Source organism: Paraburkholderia caffeinilytica (assembly GCF_046030355.1).
Classification (GTDB): domain Bacteria; phylum Pseudomonadota; class Gammaproteobacteria; order Burkholderiales; family Burkholderiaceae; genus Paraburkholderia; species Paraburkholderia caffeinilytica_B.
Genome location: NZ_JAQQCQ010000041.1, coordinates 1 through 18,135 on the forward strand (window position 1 = coordinate 1; position 18,135 = coordinate 18,135).

Sequence of the window (18,135 nt, forward strand, 5' to 3'; positions counted from 1 at the left end):
GCCGCAAAGAAAGATAAGCAAAGAAAGCGGCTCACACCGCTAGCTCATAAGCGGGGCCCTCGCACAGCCTCGGTAGTGGTGCATCTGGAATCTGTGTTCTCGCACCTTCAGCGTTAGTGACAAGGGGCTCGTCAGCGCCCACTTCGCACTGCGTGCGTCGCGGATGGGGCTGCCTGGGAAACCAAGGGCTTCTGTTGATGTCAGGGAGTGGTCGGCTCTTCGGCTCTTCGGCTCTTCGGCTCTTCGGCTCTTCGGCTCTTCGGTTCTTCGGCTCTTCGGCTCTTCGGTTCTTCGGTTCTTCGGTTCTTCGGTTCTTCAGCTTCGCCTCGGCGGGTGCCCGCGCCGAGGGGGTGCTTCGGTCGCGGGCTTCGTTGCCGGGCTTCGGACAGGGGGTTCCGCCGTTTTATAGCCTGAATTTTCCGACCATCTGCTTCAGGCCGCGTGCCTGGTCGTCCAGCGATCGGGCTGCGGCGGTGGCCTGCTCGACTAGCGCGGCGTTCTGCTGAGTTCCGGAATCCATCTGTGTCACCGCGAGATTGATTTCCTCAATGCCAGCACTCTGTTCCGATGACGCCGCGGAAATCTCGCCCATGATGTCGGTCACGCGCTTTACGGCCTTGACGACTTCGTCCATCGTCTGGCCGGCGTCCTGGGCTAACGTCGAGCCGTTGCTCACTCGCTCCACCGACGTGCTGATCAAGCCCTTGATCTCCTTGGCGGCAGCGGCGCTGCGCTGAGCGAGATTGCGCACCTCCGCGGCGACCACGGAGAAGCCGCGGCCTTCCTCGCCGGCGCGGGCGGCTTCCACCGCTGCGTTCAGCGCCAGAATGTTGGTCTGGAACGCAATCCCCTCGATCACGCCGATGATGTCGCCAATGCTCCGCGCGCTGTCGTTGATCTCATTCATCGTCGCAACCACGCGGCTCACGACGTCGCCGCCCTTCTCGGCAATCTCCGAGGCATTGTTGGCCAGCGTGCTCGCCTGCTTGGCGTTGTCGGCGTTCTGCCGCACCGTGGAGGTCAACTGCTCCATGCTGCTCGCGGTCCGCTCGAGCGCCATCGCCTGCTGCTCGGTGCGCTGCGACAGGTCCAGATTGCCCATCGAAATTTCGCCCGACGCCGTCGCGATCGCGTCCGCACTCGAGGCAATGTCGGACACGGTCGTCGCGAGGCCGCTTTGCATGTCGTGCAGCGCGTACAGCATGCTCGACTTGTCCTTGCGGCCCAACGCGATCTGATTCGACAGATCGCCGGCCGCGATCCGGCTCGCAATCTCCTTGGCATACGCCGGCTCGCCGCCGAGCTGGCCGGCCAGGCGCCGCACCACCCATTCGCTAATGCCGAACGCCAACGCGATCAGCGCGACCGTCATCACCGCGATCATCACGAACGACGAATGGAAAATAAAACCCGATGCCTCGATGGTCGCCTTCGCGGCCGTGCCGCGCTGCGCAACCAGTTCGTCGACGAGCTTTTCGAGCTTGCCGGTCTCGACCAGCAAGGAGACGTCCTGTGTACCGACCTGCCAGTTCATCTGCGAAAGATCGAGCGGCTGCGCTTTCACAAGCGTCACGAAGTCGCGCAAATGGCCGCTCCACACCGCGACGGCCGCGGCGAATTTCTTCTGCTGATCGACCGCCTTGCCGTCGGATGTGTCGACGTACTCCTGCAGCGTGCCGAGTTCTTGCGCGAGACCACTCAAACCCTTGTCGATGTCGGCGCCGAGATCGTCGCGCTCCTTCGCGGTGGTCGCGGTCAGCAGCATTTTTTGCGCACGGCTTGCGCGCAGCATGTGGCCACGCGCCTCTTCGGCAGCACGGCTCGCCACGTGACCCTGGTCGTAGATCGATTGGGCGGAGGCGTTCAGGCGGCTGATCTGGGTCAGCGAAAACACGCCGATCGCGAGCGTGCCGATCAGCAGCACGGCAAACGCCAGCCGCAACGTCGCCTTCACTGACAAGCCCTTGAGCCGCACAGCACGCGAGCGGCTGCCCTGGCCACGCGACGGCGACGGCTTGCCCGTCGCTTCTCCCTCCGGTACGAACCCCGCGCCCGTCTGGCCACCCAGCGAAACTGCTTTCATATTCCTCGTCCCCACGTGTCGAACTGCCGGAAAGGTCGGTTCCGGCATTAATACTTATCTCTCCGGGTCTACGGCACAAACGTCCGCGATCTTTAACGCCGCTCGCCTGATGCCCTCGCCTGATGCCGATTGTCGCGCCCGGTCCTCGACGCGTCGCTTTGTAAGCTTCGCGCCCGCGACCGTTTTATACACGGCCAAAAATCCCCGAAACCGCTTTTATCCGACGACTTGCCCACCACGCGCAAACATGCTCAATACGCTTGACAGGCACCGCCGCAGTGCGCCTCGCTTCTGGTTTTGGCACATCTCTGGCGCATGAAAACCGCAACCCGTGTCCGATTCTCGACAAATCTTGTCCTTACAATTCGCGCAAGCCACATTAAACTTCAACAAATAGCTGACAACACCCGGCGCCGCGTCGAAATGCCGCGGCAACCTGGCAAGTTACGCACAGGCACGCGAACGTCGGAAATCGCGACGTGTCGGCAGCCGTGAATCATGATCTTTCACTCTCTCCTCTCTCATCTAGCGTATGGAAACGAGCCTCGACAAAAGCGCCCTCGCCGGCGCCTCAGCCTCTCCCGCCAGTCCTGCCAACTCCGCTCCCGGCGCCCAGCCGGCCGCCAAAGTCCAGCGCACGGTCTACTCCGTACTGGGCGCGATCAGCTTTTCGCACCTGCTCAACGACATGATCCAGTCGTTGATTCTGGCGATCTACCCGATGCTGAAAGACAACTTTTCGCTGTCCTTCGGACAAATCGGCCTGATTACGCTGACTTACCAGATCACCGCGTCCCTGCTGCAACCGCTGGTCGGCAGTTATACCGACAAGCATCCGAAGCCCTATTCGCTGCCGGTCGGCATGGGCTTCACGCTCGCCGGCCTGCTGCTGATGTCGGTCGCGCCGAATTTCGGCGTGCTGCTGGTGGCGGCGGCGCTGGTCGGCTGCGGTTCGTCGGTGTTCCATCCGGAATCGTCGCGGGTGGCGCGCATGGCCTCGGGCGGCCGGCATGGTCTGGCGCAGTCGCTGTTCCAGGTGGGCGGCAATGCGGGTTCGTCGCTCGGACCGCTGCTCGCCGCGTTGATCGTGATTCCGCACGGCCAGCGCAGCATCGCGTGGTTCTCGGTGGCGGCGCTGGTCGCCATCGTCGTGCTCACGCAGATCGGCCGCTGGTACAAACAGCATCCCGCCGTGAAGAAGACGCGCAGCCAGACTAGTCACGCGACGCTGTCGCGCAACCAGGTCATGTTCGCGATGGGCGTGCTGATGCTGCTGGTGTTCTCGAAGTATTTCTACCTCGCCAGCATCAACAGCTACTTCACGTTCTATCTGATCGACAAGTTCCACCTGCCCGTGCAGGCCGCTCAGGTCCACCTGTTCGTGTTCCTCGCGGCGGTCGCGGCAGGCACGGTGATCGGTGGTCCGATCGGCGACAGGATCGGCCGCAAGTATGTGATCTGGGTGTCGATCCTCGGCGTCGCGCCGTTCACGCTGCTGCTGCCGTACGCCAATCTGTTCTGGACCGACGTGCTGACGGTGATCATCGGTGTCGTGCTGGCCTCGGCGTTCTCGGCGATCCTTGTCTATGCGCAGGAACTGATCCCAGGCAAGGTCGGCATGGTCGCGGGTCTCTTCTTCGGTTTCGCATTCGGCATGGGCGGGATCGGCGCCGCCGTGCTCGGCCAGTTGGCGGACGCTACCAGCATTACCTATGTGTATAAGGTCTGCTCGTTCCTGCCGCTGATCGGCCTGTTGACGATGTTTCTGCCGGATGTCGAAGGCAAACGCGCGAAAGCGTGATGGGCTCGCTTCCGGTTGCATGAAGAAAAAGGCGCTGCGGCGCCTTTTTCTGTGGGCGACGGAATGTCACGGTTGCTTGTGGGCGGCCGCCGTCATCGCTCCCAGCCCGCGGCAGCTTGCCGTTGGTTCATTGGCCGCCGCCTCTCACCTGCTCAGCCGGCCGAATCCGCGGGCCGTCCTCGCTCATGGTGAACCCGCGTTGTCCGCAGACCGGCTGCTGCTCTATCCTTGTGCGGATATACGACCGGCTCTCTCGCCACGCCTGACAGCCGCACGACCCGACATCCGTTCACTCACGCAGCAGAAGGATCGCCGCCGATGCCCACCTACCGCGACTTCCACCGCCGTTCGATCGAGCAACCCGAAGCATTCTGGCGTGAGCAGGCGCAGCGGATTCATTGGCATACGCCATTCGATACGGTGCTCGACCGCTCGAATCCGCCGTTCGCGCGCTGGTTCGTCGGCGGCCGCACCAATCTGTGCCATAACGCGGTAGACCGGCATCTGGCCGAGCGCGCGCAGCAAAATGCGCTGGTGTATGTGTCGACCGAAACCGGTATCGAGCGGCGCTATACCTACGCCGAGCTGTATGCGGAAATCAATCGCATGGCCGCGGTCATGCGCTCGCTGGGCGTCAAGCGCGGCGACGTCGTGCTGCTCTATCTGCCGATGATCCCCGAGGCGCTGTTCGCGATGCTCGCGTGCGCGCGGCTCGGTGCGATCCACTCGGTGGTGTTCGGCGGCTTTGCGGCCCCCAATCTGGCGGCTCGCATCGACGACGCAAAACCTGTGCTGATCGTAACCGCCGACGCCGGCGCGCGCGGCGGCAAAGTGATCGACTACACGCCGCTAGTGGACGAAGCGCTTGCGCGCGCGGCCCATAAGACGCCGCACGTGCTGCTGATCGACCGGCAGCTCTCCCCCGAGCGCCTGAACGCGAGCTATCTCGTCGCTTACGAACCGTTGCGCGAACAGTTTTTCGACGCGCATGTGCCGTGCGAATGGCTCGAATCGAACGAACCCTCGTATGTGCTGTACACGTCGGGCACGACCGGCAAGCCGAAAGGCGTGCAACGCGACGTCGGCGGCTATGCGGTGGCGCTGGCGGCATCGATGGAACACATCTTTCAGGGCAAGGCCGGCGACACGATGTTCACCGCGTCGGACGTGGGCTGGGTGGTCGGCCACAGCTACATCGTCTATGCGCCGCTGATCGCGGGGCTCACCACGGTGATGTACGAAGGCACGCCGATTCGTCCGGACGGCGGCATCTGGTGGCGCCTCGTCGAGCAACACAAGATCAATCTGATGTTCACCGCGCCCACCGCCTTGCGCGTGCTGAAAAAGCAGGACCCGGCGCTGTTGAAAAAGTCCGATCTATCGAGCCTGCGCACGCTGTTCCTCGCCGGCGAGCCGCTCGACGAACCGACCGCCACATGGATCACCAACGCGCTCGGCAAACCCGTGATCGACAACTACTGGCAGACCGAAACCGGCTGGCCGATGCTGGCGATCCCGCGCGGCGTCGAAGCGCTGCCCACCCGGCTCGGCTCGCCGGGCGTGCCCTCGGCCGGCTTCAATCTGACCTTACGTAACGAACTGACGGGCGAGCCCTGCCCAGCGGGCGAAAAGGGTGTGCTCACGCTGGGCTATCCGCTGCCGCCCGGCTGCATGTCGACGGTATGGGGCGACGATAAACGCTTTGTCAGCACGTACTGGTCGAGCATTCCGAACCAGCAGGCCTACTCGACCTTCGACTGGGGCATTCAGGATGAAGACGGATACGTAACGATCCTCGGCCGTACCGACGACGTGATCAACGTCGCCGGCCATCGGCTCGGCACACGAGAAATCGAGGAAGCGTTGTCGAGCCACGCGGCGGTCGCGGAAGTCGCGGTGGTCGGCGTGACAGATGCGCTGAAAGGTCAGGCGGCGATGGCCTTCGTGGTGCTGCGCGACGCGCAAGCCTTTGCGGGCGACAAGTCGCGAGCGAAACTGGAAACCGAACTCGCGGCGGCGGTCGACCGCCAGCTCGGCGCGATTGCGCGGCCGGCGCGTGTGGTGATCGTGTCGATGCTGCCGAAGACGCGCTCCGGCAAGCTGCTGCGCCGCGCGATTGCGGCGCTGGCCGAGGGACGCGAACCGGGCGATCTGCCGACGATCGAGGATCCGGCCGCTTTGCAGCAGGTGCGCGAGGCGCTGGACGGTTCAGGGAAAGGCTAGCCTCGGGCGGGACTGACGATCTGGCAGTCTGCAGAGAATCGACTTGTTCACTTGAGCATGGCTCTGACCGAGCCTGACCTCGTAAGCCTGCCTGACACGCGTACGGCGGTCCGCACGCTAGCCTGCGATCAGACTGGCATGAGCACGCGTATGTCAGAGGCGGGTTTCAAACCGCGCTACGCGCCTCAAGAAACCGCGTCAGAATCGCATTCGAATACGTTCCGGCAATCTCCGTGAGAAACGACACGAACGATTGCGGCGCATGATCGTCGGCGGTGTCGGAGATGGTGCGCACCACTGCGCACGGCACGCCGTACTCGTAACAGATCTGCGCGATCGCCGCGCCCTCCATCTCGACCGCGAGGGCATCCGGCAGCGCGTCGCGCAAGGCTTTGACGCCCGCGGCACTCGCGACGAACTGATCGCCGCTGATGATCAAGCCGCGATGCACGCGCGGCGTCTGCGTGCCAAACCGCGCCGCCGATGCCACACCGTCTTCCGCGACGAAACGCTCGCACGCAGCGGCCAGTTGATCGGCGAGCGCTGCATCGGCTGCGAAGCGCGACACGCCGAGCAACGGTACTTCGAAGCGCGGAAACAGCGGCGACGCGTCGAGATCGTGCTGCATCAGCGCGTTGGCGACGACGATATCGCCGACCCGCACTTCCACCCCCACGCCACCCGCGACACCCGTAAACACGACTGCCTCGACGTCGAACGCATGGATCAGCGCGCTGACGGTAGCCGCCGCCGCGACCTTACCGACACGCGCGAGCGTCACCACGCATGGCGCGCCACGCACGGTGCCGAGATGATAGTCACGCTGACCATGCGTGATCGTGCGCACGCCGGATTCGGCGCGCATCGCTTCGATCAGATCGCCGAGTTCCTGCGGCAAGGCCGCCAGAATGCCAAGCGGACGATGCGAAACCGGCGCGCCGCTGCGATTTGGATCGATGCTGGCGGTCACGGCAGCAGCCGGGTTCGAACCGGTTGCAACTGCGGCGGCGGCGCCGGAACCCGAACCTGCTACACCTGCGCCATCCGCCCCTGCCGCGCGTCTCCCGCCCGTGCTCATTCAACCGCCTGCAATTTGGCGACCGCCAGCGCCAGCCACTTCTCGCCGTGACGCTTGAATTTCACCTGGGCCTTGGCATCCGTGCCGCCGCCTTCCAGCGCCGTGATCGTGCCTTCCCCGAACTTGGTGTGGAACACCTGCTGACCGACACGAAAACCCGTTTCAGCCGCGCGCTGTTCGTTCGCAAAGGCCGGCAACGGCGCCGGCGTCGACGACGCAGGGCCCGTGTAACCCGGCCGTGCGAACCAGTCGCGACCATAACCGGCGTTATCCGAGCGGCCGCCCCAGCGCGCGCCCGCCTCGACCTTCGGCGTGAGCCACTTGAGGGTTTCCTGCGGCAGTTCGTCGAAGAAGCGCGAGCGGATGTTGTAACGCGTCTGGCCGTGCAGCATCCGGCTCTGCGCAAACGACAGATACAAACGCTCCTTGGCCCGCGTGATCGCCACGTACATCAGACGGCGTTCTTCCTCCAGCCCGTCCGACTCCATCGCGCTGTTTTCATGCGGGAACAGCCCTTCTTCCAGCCCGGTGATGAACACCGCCGTGAACTCGAGGCCCTTGGCCGCGTGCACCGTCATCAACTGCACGGCTTCCTGACCGGCTTGCGCCTGGTTGTCGCCCGCTTCCAGCGATGCATGCGACAGGAAACCGGCAAGCGGCGTCATCGTGTCCGGGTTTTGCGCCGGGTCGGCGATGCCCGGCGCGTCCAGCACGACGGTATTCGGATCATCCGTGGCGACGGCCAATTCGGGCGCCGTGGTCGCGCCCGGGCGCAGCGGAATCGAGCGCGCCGGCGTATCCATGCCGTAGCCTTCTTCGCTGACGAAAGCAGCGGCCGCGTTGACCAGTTCCTGCAAGTTCTCCAGCCGGTCCTGGCCTTCGCGTTCGTTCTGATAAAACTCCGTGAGGCCGCTCGTGCGAACCACGTATTCGACCGTTTCCGGCAGGCTCATCTGCTGCGTTTCCGCGCGCATTTTGCCGATCAGGTTCGCGAAACTCGCGAGGCTCGACCCCGCCTTACCCGCGACATACGGAATCGCCGCAGCCATCGAACAGTTGTACAAACGCGCTGCATCGGCAAGTTGCTCGATCGAGCGCGCACCGATGCCGCGCGTGGGGAAATTGACGACGCGGGCGAACGCGGTGTCGTCGTTCGGATTGTCGATCAGGCGCAGATAGGCGAGCGCGTGCTTGACTTCCTGACGTTCGAAAAAGCGCAGACCGCCGTACACCCGGTATGCGATGCCCGCATTGACCAGCGTGTGTTCGATCGTGCGCGACTGCGCGTTGCTGCGATACAGGATGGCGATTTCACTGCGCGACGTGCCGGTGCTGATCAGCGCCTTGATTTCCTCGACGATCCAGCCGGCCTCCTGCGTATCGGTGGCGGACTCGTAGACGCGCACCGGTTCGCCGTGACCCGCGTCGGTACGCAGATTCTTGCCCAGACGTCGCGAGTTATTGGCGATCAGCTGATTGGCCGCGTCGAGGATATGGCCGTGCGAGCGGTAATTCTGCTCCAGCTTGATCATGTGCCGGACGTTGAACTCGTGTTCGAAGTCGCGCATGTTGCCGACGTTCGCGCCACGGAACGCGTAGATCGACTGATCGTCGTCGCCCACTGCGAAGATCGAGTTGGTCTGGCCGGCCAGCAGTTTCAGCCACGCGTATTGCAGCTTGTTGGTGTCCTGAAACTCGTCGACGAGGATGTGCCTGAAGCGCGCCTGATAGTGGGCGCGCAGCGGCGGATTGTGCGCGAGCAGTTCGAAGCAGCGCAGCAGCAGTTCCGGGAAGTCGACCACGCCTTCGCGCTGGCACTGCTGATCGTAGGCCTCGTAGAGCTCGACAAATTTGCGATTGAAGTTGTCGGTCGCGTCGACGTCTTTCGGGCGCAGGCCCTGTTCCTTGGAATTGTTGATGAAGTACTGGAGATTTTTCGCCGGGTACTTTTCATCGTCGATGTTAAGACCCTTCATCAGACGCTTGATCGCGGAAAGCTGGTCCGCGGTATCGAGAATCTGGAAGGTGGCGGGCAAGCCGGCGTCGCGATGGTGCGCGCGGAGCATGCGGTTGCACAGGCCGTGGAAGGTGCCGATCCACATGCCACGGGTGTCGATCGGCAAGAGTGCCGACAGACGCGACATCATTTCGCGGGCGGCTTTATTGGTGAAGGTCACCGCCAGGATGGTGGCGGGCGACGCCAGACCGTGCTGGATGAGCCACGCGATGCGCGTGATGAGAACGCGGGTTTTGCCGCTGCCCGCGCCTGCGAGGATGAGCGCTGGCTCGTTGGGGAGCGTGACGGCGGCGTGTTGTTCGGGGTTTAGATTGGCTAGCAGATCGGGCATTTTTTGGGAGGACGGCGAGGGCGTTCGACATTATATGCCCCTCCGGGGTTGGGGTTTTGGGGTTGTTTTTTTGCCTTCGCGGCGCTTGGTGTTGTGCGCCTATGGGGTTGGTCTTTCCTTGATCTGGGTTCTTTGGGCTTTGGTTTTTTTGGTTCTTGGCCGTTCCTTGAATTCTTATTGGTTTGTTAGTGTTTGCCATCTTTGGTGGGTCTGGGTTCTTTGGCCTTTCCTTGTTTTGTTATTGGTCTATTAGTGTCGCCCCTGTGCGGGGCGGGCACTTACTTCTCTTTGCCGCCGCAAAGAGAAGTAAGCAAGAGAAAGCGGCTCAAACCGCGAACTCTTAAGCGGGTCCCCCGCGCAGCCACGGTAGTGGTGCATCTGGAATCCGTGCCCTCGCACACTCCGCGTTCGTGACAAGGCCGTCATATTTCCCGTCTTGCACTGCGTGCTCGCCGGAAGGGTCTAGCGCGAACAAGGGACTTCGTTTGAGCGTGGTGAGAGTCGTCGGCTTCGCCTCGGCGATGCGCTAGCCGCGTGAGTGCTTTGGGAAGACTACCGACGTCGAGCATGGCCAGCAGCATGCGAAGCGCGCCTGGACGCTAAAAACAGCAAGCTGCATTTTGAAGTACCGCGGTGAAGTACCCGGGGCAACGAGCTCCGGCGGTGGTTTTGTAAAGCGCCGCAGGCATCGGGCGCGGCAAACTGCCTTTTGAGGAGCCGGGGTTCCGGACCGAGGGCACTTCGTGAATTACCACATAAAAACGCTGGCTGGTTTGATGAACTACCGCCACGGCGCGCGCAGCGCCGCCGGAAGTATGACTCCTTTGTCACTACCGCCAAATGTGCGAGAACACGGATTCCAGATGCACCACTACCGTAACTGCGCGGGGGACCCGCTTATGCGCTAGCGGTGTGAGCCGCTTTCTCTTGCCTACTTCTCTTTGCGGCGGCAAAGAGAAGTAAGTGCCGCCCCGCACAGGGGCGACGCTAATAAACCAATAAGAAAACAAGGAAAGGCCAACCCCCATAGAAGCCAGACAAAGACCCCCCCATCATAGAAAAGCAAACAAACAAGCGCCGCGCAGGCCAAAAAACAGCCCAACCAACACCCTCCAAACAGCCAAAAACCCACCCCCCAAGCCCCGGGCGCGCAGCGCCGCTTATAATCGAGCATTCTTTGCATCCACCAGCAGACGGACAGAAATGAGCGAGACCCCGAGCGACCCGACCTCCACGCTTGCCAAAAGCTTCGAGCCCCACACCATCGAGGCCCATTGGGGCCCCGAATGGGAAAAGCGCGCCTACGCGGCAGCCAGCTTCGACGAGAACAAGAAAGACTTCTCGATCCAGTTGCCGCCGCCGAACGTCACGGGCACCCTGCACATGGGCCACGCCTTCAACCAGACGATCATGGACGGCCTCGCCCGCTATCACCGCATGCTCGGCGAAAACACCCTCTGGGTGCCGGGCACGGACCACGCGGGTATCGCCACGCAAATCGTCGTCGAACGCCAACTGGACGCCCAAGGCGTCTCGCGCCACGACCTCGGCCGTGAAAAGTTCACCGAACGCGTCTGGGAATGGAAGCAGGAATCCGGCTCGACCATCACGAATCAGGTGCGCCGCCTGGGCGCGTCGATCGACTGGTCGCGCGAATATTTCACGATGGACGACAAAATGTCGGCCGCCGTGCGCGACGTCTTCGTCCGCCTGTATGAACAAGGCCTGATCTATCGCGGCAAGCGCCTCGTGAACTGGGATCCGGTGCTGCTCACCGCCGTCTCCGATCTCGAAGTGGTCAGCGAAGAAGAAAACGGCCACCTCTGGCATATCCAGTATCCGCTCACGGACGGCTCGGGCCATCTGACGGTCGCCACCACGCGCCCGGAAACCATGCTCGGCGATACCGCCGTGATGGTCCATCCGGAAGACGAACGCTATGCGCACCTGATCGGCAAGACGGTCACGCTGCCGCTCTCCGGCCGCGAAGTCCCGATCATCGCCGACGACTACGTCGACCGCGAATTCGGCACCGGCGTGGTCAAGGTCACGCCCGCGCACGATTTCAACGACTATCAGGTCGGCCTGCGCCACAAGCTGCCGATGATCGAGATCCTCACGCTCAACGCGAAGATCAACGACAACGCGCCGGAAAAATATCGCGGACAGGACCGTTTCGAAGCCCGCAAGCAGGTCGTAGCCGACCTCGAAGCGCTCGGCGCGCTCGAATCGGTCAAGCCGCACAAGCTGATGGTGCCGCGCGGCGACCGCACGGGCGTCGTAATCGAGCCGATGCTGACGGACCAATGGTTCGTCGCCATGAGCAAGCCGGCGCCGGAAGGCACCTTCAATCCGGGCAAATCGATCGCGGAAACGGCGTTGGACGTGGTTCGCAGCGGCGAAATCAGGTTCGTGCCGGAAAACTGGACCACCACGTATTACCAGTGGCTCGAAAACATCCAGGACTGGTGCATCTCGCGCCAACTCTGGTGGGGCCATCAGATCCCGGCGTGGTACGGCGAAAACGGTGAAATCTTCGTCGCCAAGACCGAAGAAGGCGCGCGCGAGAAAGCGGCCGAAGCCGGTTACACGGGCTCGCTCAAGCGCGACGAAGACGTGCTCGACACGTGGTTCTCGTCTGCTCTGGTGCCGTTCTCGTCGCTCGGCTGGCCAGCCGAGACGCCGGAACTGAAGCACTTCATGCCTTCGTCGGTGCTGGTCACCGGCTTCGACATCATTTTCTTCTGGGTTGCGCGCATGGTCATGATGACCACGCACTTCACGGGCAAGGTGCCGTTCGATACGGTCTACGTGCATGGTCTCGTGCGCGACGCCGAAGGCCAGAAGATGTCGAAGAGCAAGGGCAATACGCTCGACCCGATCGATATCGTCGACGGCATCGAGCTCGACGCGCTGGTGGCCAAGCGCACCACCGGCCTGATGAATCCGAAGCAGGCTGCGTCGATCGAAAAGAAAACCCGCAAGGAATTCCCGGACGGCATTCCGGCGTTCGGCACGGACGCGCTGCGCTTCACGATGGCGTCAATGGCCACGCTGGGCCGCAACGTCAATTTCGATCTGGCGCGCTGCGAAGGCTATCGCAACTTCTGCAACAAACTGTGGAATGCCACCCGTTTCGTGCTGATGAATTGCGAAGGCCACGATTGCGGTTTCGGCAAGCCGGAGCAATGCGGCGAATGCGGTCCGGACGGCCACCTGAATTTCTCGGCGGCCGACCGCTGGATCGTCTCGCGTCTGCAGCGCGTGGAAGCGGAAGTCGCCAAGGGCTTCGCCGACTATCGTTTTGACAATGTGGCCAACGCCCTATACAAGTTCGTGTGGGACGAATACTGTGACTGGTATCTCGAGCTCGCCAAAGTGCAGATCCAGACGGGTCAGCCGAACCAGCAGCGCGCCACGCGCCGCACGCTGCTGCGCGTACTCGAGACGGTATTGCGCCTCGCGCATCCGGTGATTCCGTTCATCACCGAAGCGCTGTGGCAAAAAGTAGCGCCGTTGGCGGAGCGCTATCCCGAGGGCAAAGCCGAGGGCGAAGCATCCATCATGGTGCAGCGTTACCCGGTTGCAGAGCCGTCGAAGATCGACGAGGAAGCGGAGCAATGGGCGGCCGACCTGAAAGCAGTGATCGATGCGTGCCGGAATCTGCGTGGCGAGATGAATCTGTCGCCGGCGGTCAAGGTGCCGTTGCTCGCTACCGGCAACGCGGAGCGTCTCTCCACGTTCGCGCCGTACGCTCAGGCATTGGCCCGTTTGTCGGAAGTGCAGATCATTGCCGACGAAGCAACGCTGGATGCGCAGGCAGATGGCGCGCCAATTGCTATCGTAGGGAATGACAAGCTCGTGCTGAAGGTGGAAATCGACGTTGCCGTCGAGCGCGAGCGTCTGTCGAAGGAGATTGCGCGGCTTGGCACGGAAGTCATCAAGTGCAATGCCAAATTGCAGAATGAAAGCTTTGTTGCAAAGGCGCCGCCGGCAGTCGTTGAGCAGGAGCAGAAAAGGCTGGCAGAATTCGAAACCACGATTGGCAAGCTGAAGGCCCAATTGGCTCGTTTGCCGGCCTGATCGAGGGCTTCATGTCCGCCCCGGTGTGGGCGGACAAGGACCCAAAGCGAAACCAGAGGATTCAGGGTAATCACATGCTAAAAGTTACAAAAGCAGTCTTTCCGGTAGCAGGTCTTGGCACCCGGTTCCTCCCTGCCACGAAGGCGAGCCCGAAAGAGATGCTGCCGATCGTCGACAAGCCGCTGATTCAATACGCGGTGGAAGAGGCCATGGCGGCGGGCATCACCGAAATGATCTTTGTCACGGGCCGCAGCAAGCGCGCGATCGAGGACCATTTCGATAAGTCATACGAAATCGAGGCGGAACTCGAAGCGCGCGGCAAGGACAAGCTGCTGGAACTGGTGCGCAGCATCAAGCCGAGCCATGTCGACTGCTTCTACGTGCGTCAGCCGGAAGCGCTCGGCCTCGGCCACGCGGTGATGTGCGCCGAAAAACTGGTGGGCGACAACCCGTTCGCCGTCATCCTCGCGGACGACTTGCTGTACGGCACCCCGCCCGTGATGACACAGATGATCGAAGTGTTCGACCACTATCACAGCTCGGTGATCGGCGTCGAAGAAATCCCGCACTCGGAGACGAAGTCCTACGGTATCGTCGACGGCAAGGAGTGGGAAGATTCGATCATCAAGATGTCGGGCATCGTCGAAAAGCCGGAGCCGAACGTCGCGCCGTCGAATCTCGGCGTGGTGGGCCGCTATGTGCTGAAGCCGCGCATCTTCGAACATCTGCGCGCGCTGAAGCCGGGCGCGGGCGGCGAATTGCAGTTGACGGACGCGATTCAATCGCTGCTCGCCGATGAACAGGTGCTGGCGTACAAGTACCACGGCACGCGTTTCGACTGCGGCAGCAAGCTGGGTTATCTGAAGGCGACGGTCGAGTTCGCTTTGCGTCATCCGGAAGTGGCCGCCGATTTCGAAGAATATCTGCGTACCCGTTCGCCGGTGCTGGAAGGCTGAGCAACTGAACAGCCGCGCGCAACACGGTTTGCGCTGTTAGCCTCTCGCCATCAGCCGCAAGAAGCCGCAATACGCATCACTCAGACGTAAAAAAGGCGCTGTGCCCCGCATTCGCGGGCACAGCGCCTTTTGTTTGCATTTCAGCGGCGCTTCATCAAGAAGGTAAAAACCTTGTCATGCACCGAGCTTTCGACGATTTCGTTGCCGGTTTGCTTGGCGAACGCGGCGAAATCGCGCTGCGAACCCGGATCGGTAGCCAGTACCTTGAGAATCTGGCCGCTTTCCATGTCGGCGAGCGCCTTCTTGGCGCGCAAAATGGGCAGCGGGCACATCAGCCCACGCGCATCGACTTCCTTGTGAACCTGAATTTGCATCGACGATGACCTTCGGGATGAGGCGTCGTCAGCGACGCCGGACAGAGGGTCAAATTCTACAGCAGGCGTCGTTTAGCCGCCGGATGTGACGCTGTCGTGTCGATTATCGCAACCCAGCGGCGTTTTAGCGCCTACAACGCAACCGCCTCGCCGCTCTGCAGGGACTGCCGCAACGCCATGCCGATCCGCGTCGCTTCGAGCGCATCGGCCAGCGTAGCGCCGGCTTGCGCATTCGATGCCGCACCGCCCTGCACCGCCGCAACGAAGGCGCGCGCCTCATGCAAAAACGCATCCTCGAAACGATCGAAGAAGGTCGGCGTGCATTCGTTGCGGATACCCGTCGCGTCGTAGATCTCGACGCGATTCGCACGCGGATTGCGGCCGATCGCCAGCGCACCGGCGGTGCCGATCACCTCGCTGTGCGTGTCGTTACCGTGAGCCTGGGTGCGCGACGCATAGAACATCGCGAGCTTGCCGTCCTCGAATTCGCAGATCGCCACGCCGTTGTCGACGTCGCCGAACGCCCGCAGTCCCTCGTGCAAGGCGACCGCGCCCGCCGCAAACACGCGTTTGGCGCGCGGCTTGCCGAGCAGCCAGCGCGCGACGTCGATGTCGTGCACCGTGCAGTCCAGAAAGATGCCGCCTGAGGTCGCCGCGAAACGCACGAAGAAGCCGTCGTTGTCGTTCTGATCGGTGGTCTGCGAACGCACCAGAAACGGCCGGCCGATCTTGCCGGCTTCGATCTTGTCGAAGGCATCCTTGTAGCTCGGATCGAAACGCCGCATGAAGCCGATCGTGGCCTGCAGATGCGGATAACGCGTGGCCTCGGCCAGTACGCGCTCGCATTCGGCAAGATCCAGCGACAGCGGCTTCTCGCAGAACACGTGTTTGCCGGCGCGCAACGCATCGATAATCTGCTGCGCGTGCAAGGACGACGGCGTGACGAGCCACACCGCGTCCACGTCGCGATCGGCGAGCAGGTCCGCATAGTCGGCATAGAGACGCGGTTCGTGCAACGCCTCGCGCGCCCATGCCCGCTCCTCTTCCACCGGACTGCAAGCGGCCACGAGCGCCGCACCCGGCACGCGATAGGCCAGATTCTCCGCGTGACGTTTGCCCAACCGCCCCAGGCCAACCACGCCCAAACGAAGCCGCCCGGTCGCCGCCGTCATCACAGTGCCTCGCCGAGTTTCACCGCACGACCCTCGCGCCACGAGCGCGTCGCGGCATCCGCGAGTTCGAGCGCTTTCAGCCCGTCGGCGACGGTGGTTCGCACCGGTTTGCCGTGCGTGACCGCGTCGAAGAAATGTGCGATTTCCAATGCGTATGCCGCGCGATACCGTTCGAGAAAAAACGCCTCGGGCACGTCGGTCGACACTTCGGTTTTGGAATACGCGGTGACCTCGGTGGGCCGCACATTGCCCGCCTGCAGCATGCCGGTGCTGCCGAGCACCTCAAAGCGCTGGTCGTACCCATAGGCCGCACGCCGCGCGGTGTTAATCTGGCAAAGGCGGCCGTGCTTCGTGCGGATCGTCACCGCAGTCGAATCGATATCGCCCGCTTCGGCAATCGCCGGATCGGACAGACAACTCCCGGTGGCGTGCAGCGTGTCGGCTTCGTCGTCGAGAATCCAGCGGAAGATGTCGAAGTCGTGAATCAGCATGTCCTTGAAGATGCCGCCCGAGTGCTTGATGTACTCGACCGGCGGCGCACCCGGATCGCGGCTCGTCACCACCAGCATTTCCGGCGTGCCGATTTCGCCCGCATCGATCCGTGCTTTCAACGCGGAAAAGGTCGGGTCGAAGCGGCGCTGAAATCCGATCATGCAAACCACGCCCGCTCGTTCCACCGCCTCGGCGCAGGCCCGTGCGCGTTCCAGCGTCAGATCGACCGGCTTCTCGCAGAACACATGTTTTTTCTGCGCGGCCGATTTCATGATCAGCTCCGCGTGCGTATCCGTGCTCGAACAGATCACCGTCGCGCCGATCGATGCATCGCCCATCGCACCCTCGATATCCGCAACCTGCGCGCCGTGCTCGGCCGCGAGCGCCGCGGCTGCCTCGCGATTCACATCGACCACATACTTGAGCCGCACGCCCGGCTGCCGCGCCAGATTCGCCGCATGAATCTTGCCGATACGGCCCGCGCCGAATACCGCTACGTCGATCGTCTTTACCGCCTCAGTCATCGTATCCTCCAGTGTCTTTGGATTCTTCAACATTCAGTTCGAGCTTGTACGCGAGCGCGATGAACAACGCCTGGCACAAACAGATCGTGCTGGTCAGCGAGCGGAACGCAAACGCGCTGCCCTCTTTCACATACAGTTGGGTGGTGGCGTAACGCGCCAGCGGAGACAGTTGGCTATCCGTAATAACCAGCGTCTTCGCCTGATGATGGTGTGCGACGCGCAAGCAATACTGCGTTTCCTTGCCATACGGCGCGAAGCTGATCGCGATCACCACGTCGCCCTTCTTCACGCTACGAATCTGCTCGCGGTACATGCCGCCGAAACCCGAGACGAGATGGACGCGCTTAGGGGTGTGCTGCAGCGCGTAGACGATATAGCTCGCCACCGGAAACGAGCGCCGCACGCCGATCACGTAGATGTTGTCGGCCTGCTGCAGCATTTTCACGGCGGCATCGAACTGGGTATCGTCAAGACCTGCTTCGAGTTCTTCGAGACCGCCACGCGAGGCCGCGATAAATTCACGCGCCACCGCGCCACCGGACAACGCACCGGGCTTCTCGTCGATCAACTTGCGAATCCGCTGCTGATAACTCGGCGAGGACGTGCCCTGCCCCGTATAGGCCTGGCGAAACACCGCCTGCAGATCGGAGAAGCCGGAAAAGCCAAAGCGCTGCGCAAAGCGCACCACCGCGGACGGATGCACGCCGCAACTCGCGGCGATATCGCTGGTGCGATCCACCATCACGCTCGAGCGATGCTGCTCGATATAGGTCGCGACGTTTTTCAATTGCCGCGGCAGCGCTTCGTAGTTTTCCGCGATGCGCTGCATCAATTCTTCGACGCTCGGCAAGTCTTCGGTGCTCTCTTCCACCATGGCTCTCTCTTCGTTACTTTATTGCGGTGCAGAAGGCGCTTCCGGCCCATGCCGCACAGCGTCCTGACGCTGCCGATTATAGGCAGGCGCCCCATCAAATGGAATGTATTTTCCATTTTTATTTGTC

Annotated in this window: 11 protein-coding genes; 4 read left to right on the top strand and 7 right to left on the bottom strand. The window is 62.4% G+C overall.

Annotated features, from left to right (window positions below; translation table 11 throughout):
• Positions 1 to 403 precede the first annotated feature (403 nt).
• Positions 404 to 2,083, bottom strand: coding sequence for a methyl-accepting chemotaxis protein (locus PQQ95_RS35410; protein ID WP_408446734.1), 1,680 nt, complete (start codon positions 2,081 to 2,083; stop codon positions 404 to 406).
• A gap of 532 nt (positions 2,084 to 2,615) precedes the next feature.
• On the opposite strand from PQQ95_RS35410, the gene PQQ95_RS35415 reads away from it, so the two are divergent.
• Both PQQ95_RS35415 and PQQ95_RS35420 read left to right on the top strand, forming a co-directional pair.
• The gene (locus PQQ95_RS35415; protein ID WP_408446737.1) at positions 2,616 to 3,884 is read left to right on the top strand and encodes an MFS transporter; all 1,269 of its coding nucleotides are present in this window, start codon (positions 2,616 to 2,618) and stop codon (positions 3,882 to 3,884) included.
• A 318-nt stretch (positions 3,885 to 4,202) separates the two neighbouring features.
• Positions 4,203 to 6,107 (top strand): propionate--CoA ligase, encoded by a 1,905-nt coding sequence (locus PQQ95_RS35420; protein ID WP_408446740.1) that lies wholly within the window; start codon positions 4,203 to 4,205, stop codon positions 6,105 to 6,107.
• A 166-nt stretch (positions 6,108 to 6,273) separates the two neighbouring features.
• Here PQQ95_RS35420 and PQQ95_RS35425 read toward each other — a convergent pair whose 3' ends face one another.
• Positions 6,274 to 7,185: a 5'-methylthioadenosine/adenosylhomocysteine nucleosidase gene (locus PQQ95_RS35425; RefSeq protein WP_408446743.1), complete on the bottom strand. Its 912-nt coding sequence runs from the start codon at positions 7,183 to 7,185 to the stop codon at positions 6,274 to 6,276.
• Positions 7,182 to 9,533 carry a UvrD-helicase domain-containing protein gene (locus tag PQQ95_RS35430; RefSeq protein ID WP_408446746.1) on the bottom strand — a complete coding sequence of 784 codons (2,352 nt, stop codon included), beginning with the start codon at positions 9,531 to 9,533 and terminating at the stop codon, positions 7,182 to 7,184. The genes PQQ95_RS35425 and PQQ95_RS35430 overlap by 4 nt, the downstream gene beginning before the upstream one ends.
• 1,203 nt (positions 9,534 to 10,736) lie before the next feature.
• Here PQQ95_RS35430 and PQQ95_RS35435 point away from each other — a divergent pair.
• Positions 10,737 to 13,616 (top strand): valine--tRNA ligase, encoded by a 2,880-nt coding sequence (locus tag PQQ95_RS35435; protein WP_408446749.1) that lies wholly within the window; start codon positions 10,737 to 10,739, stop codon positions 13,614 to 13,616.
• 74 nt (positions 13,617 to 13,690) lie between these two features.
• Positions 13,691 to 14,572 carry a UTP--glucose-1-phosphate uridylyltransferase GalU gene (galU, locus tag PQQ95_RS35440; protein ID WP_408446752.1) on the top strand — a complete coding sequence of 294 codons (882 nt, stop codon included), beginning with the start codon at positions 13,691 to 13,693 and terminating at the stop codon, positions 14,570 to 14,572.
• Positions 14,573 to 14,712: 140 nt separating this feature from the next.
• Here galU and PQQ95_RS35445 read toward each other — a convergent pair whose 3' ends face one another.
• The 4 genes from PQQ95_RS35445 to PQQ95_RS35460 form a co-directional block, all read right to left on the bottom strand.
• Entirely contained in the window at positions 14,713 to 14,940 is a 228-nt protein-coding gene (locus PQQ95_RS35445; protein ID WP_408446798.1) for a sulfurtransferase TusA family protein, read from the bottom strand.
• Positions 14,941 to 15,077: 137 nt separating this feature from the next.
• Entirely contained in the window at positions 15,078 to 16,118 is a 1,041-nt protein-coding gene (locus PQQ95_RS35450; RefSeq protein WP_408446754.1) for a Gfo/Idh/MocA family oxidoreductase, read from the bottom strand.
• The gene (gene iolG / locus PQQ95_RS35455) at positions 16,118 to 17,134 is read right to left on the bottom strand and encodes an inositol 2-dehydrogenase (RefSeq protein ID WP_408446756.1); all 1,017 of its coding nucleotides are present in this window, start codon (positions 17,132 to 17,134) and stop codon (positions 16,118 to 16,120) included. Before iolG ends, PQQ95_RS35450 begins: the two co-directional genes overlap by 1 nt.
• Positions 17,127 to 18,008, bottom strand: a complete 882-nt coding sequence (locus tag PQQ95_RS35460) for a MurR/RpiR family transcriptional regulator (protein ID WP_408446759.1) — start codon at positions 18,006 to 18,008, stop codon at positions 17,127 to 17,129. The genes iolG and PQQ95_RS35460 overlap by 8 nt, the downstream gene beginning before the upstream one ends.
• Between the last annotated feature and the right edge of the window lie 127 nt (positions 18,009 to 18,135).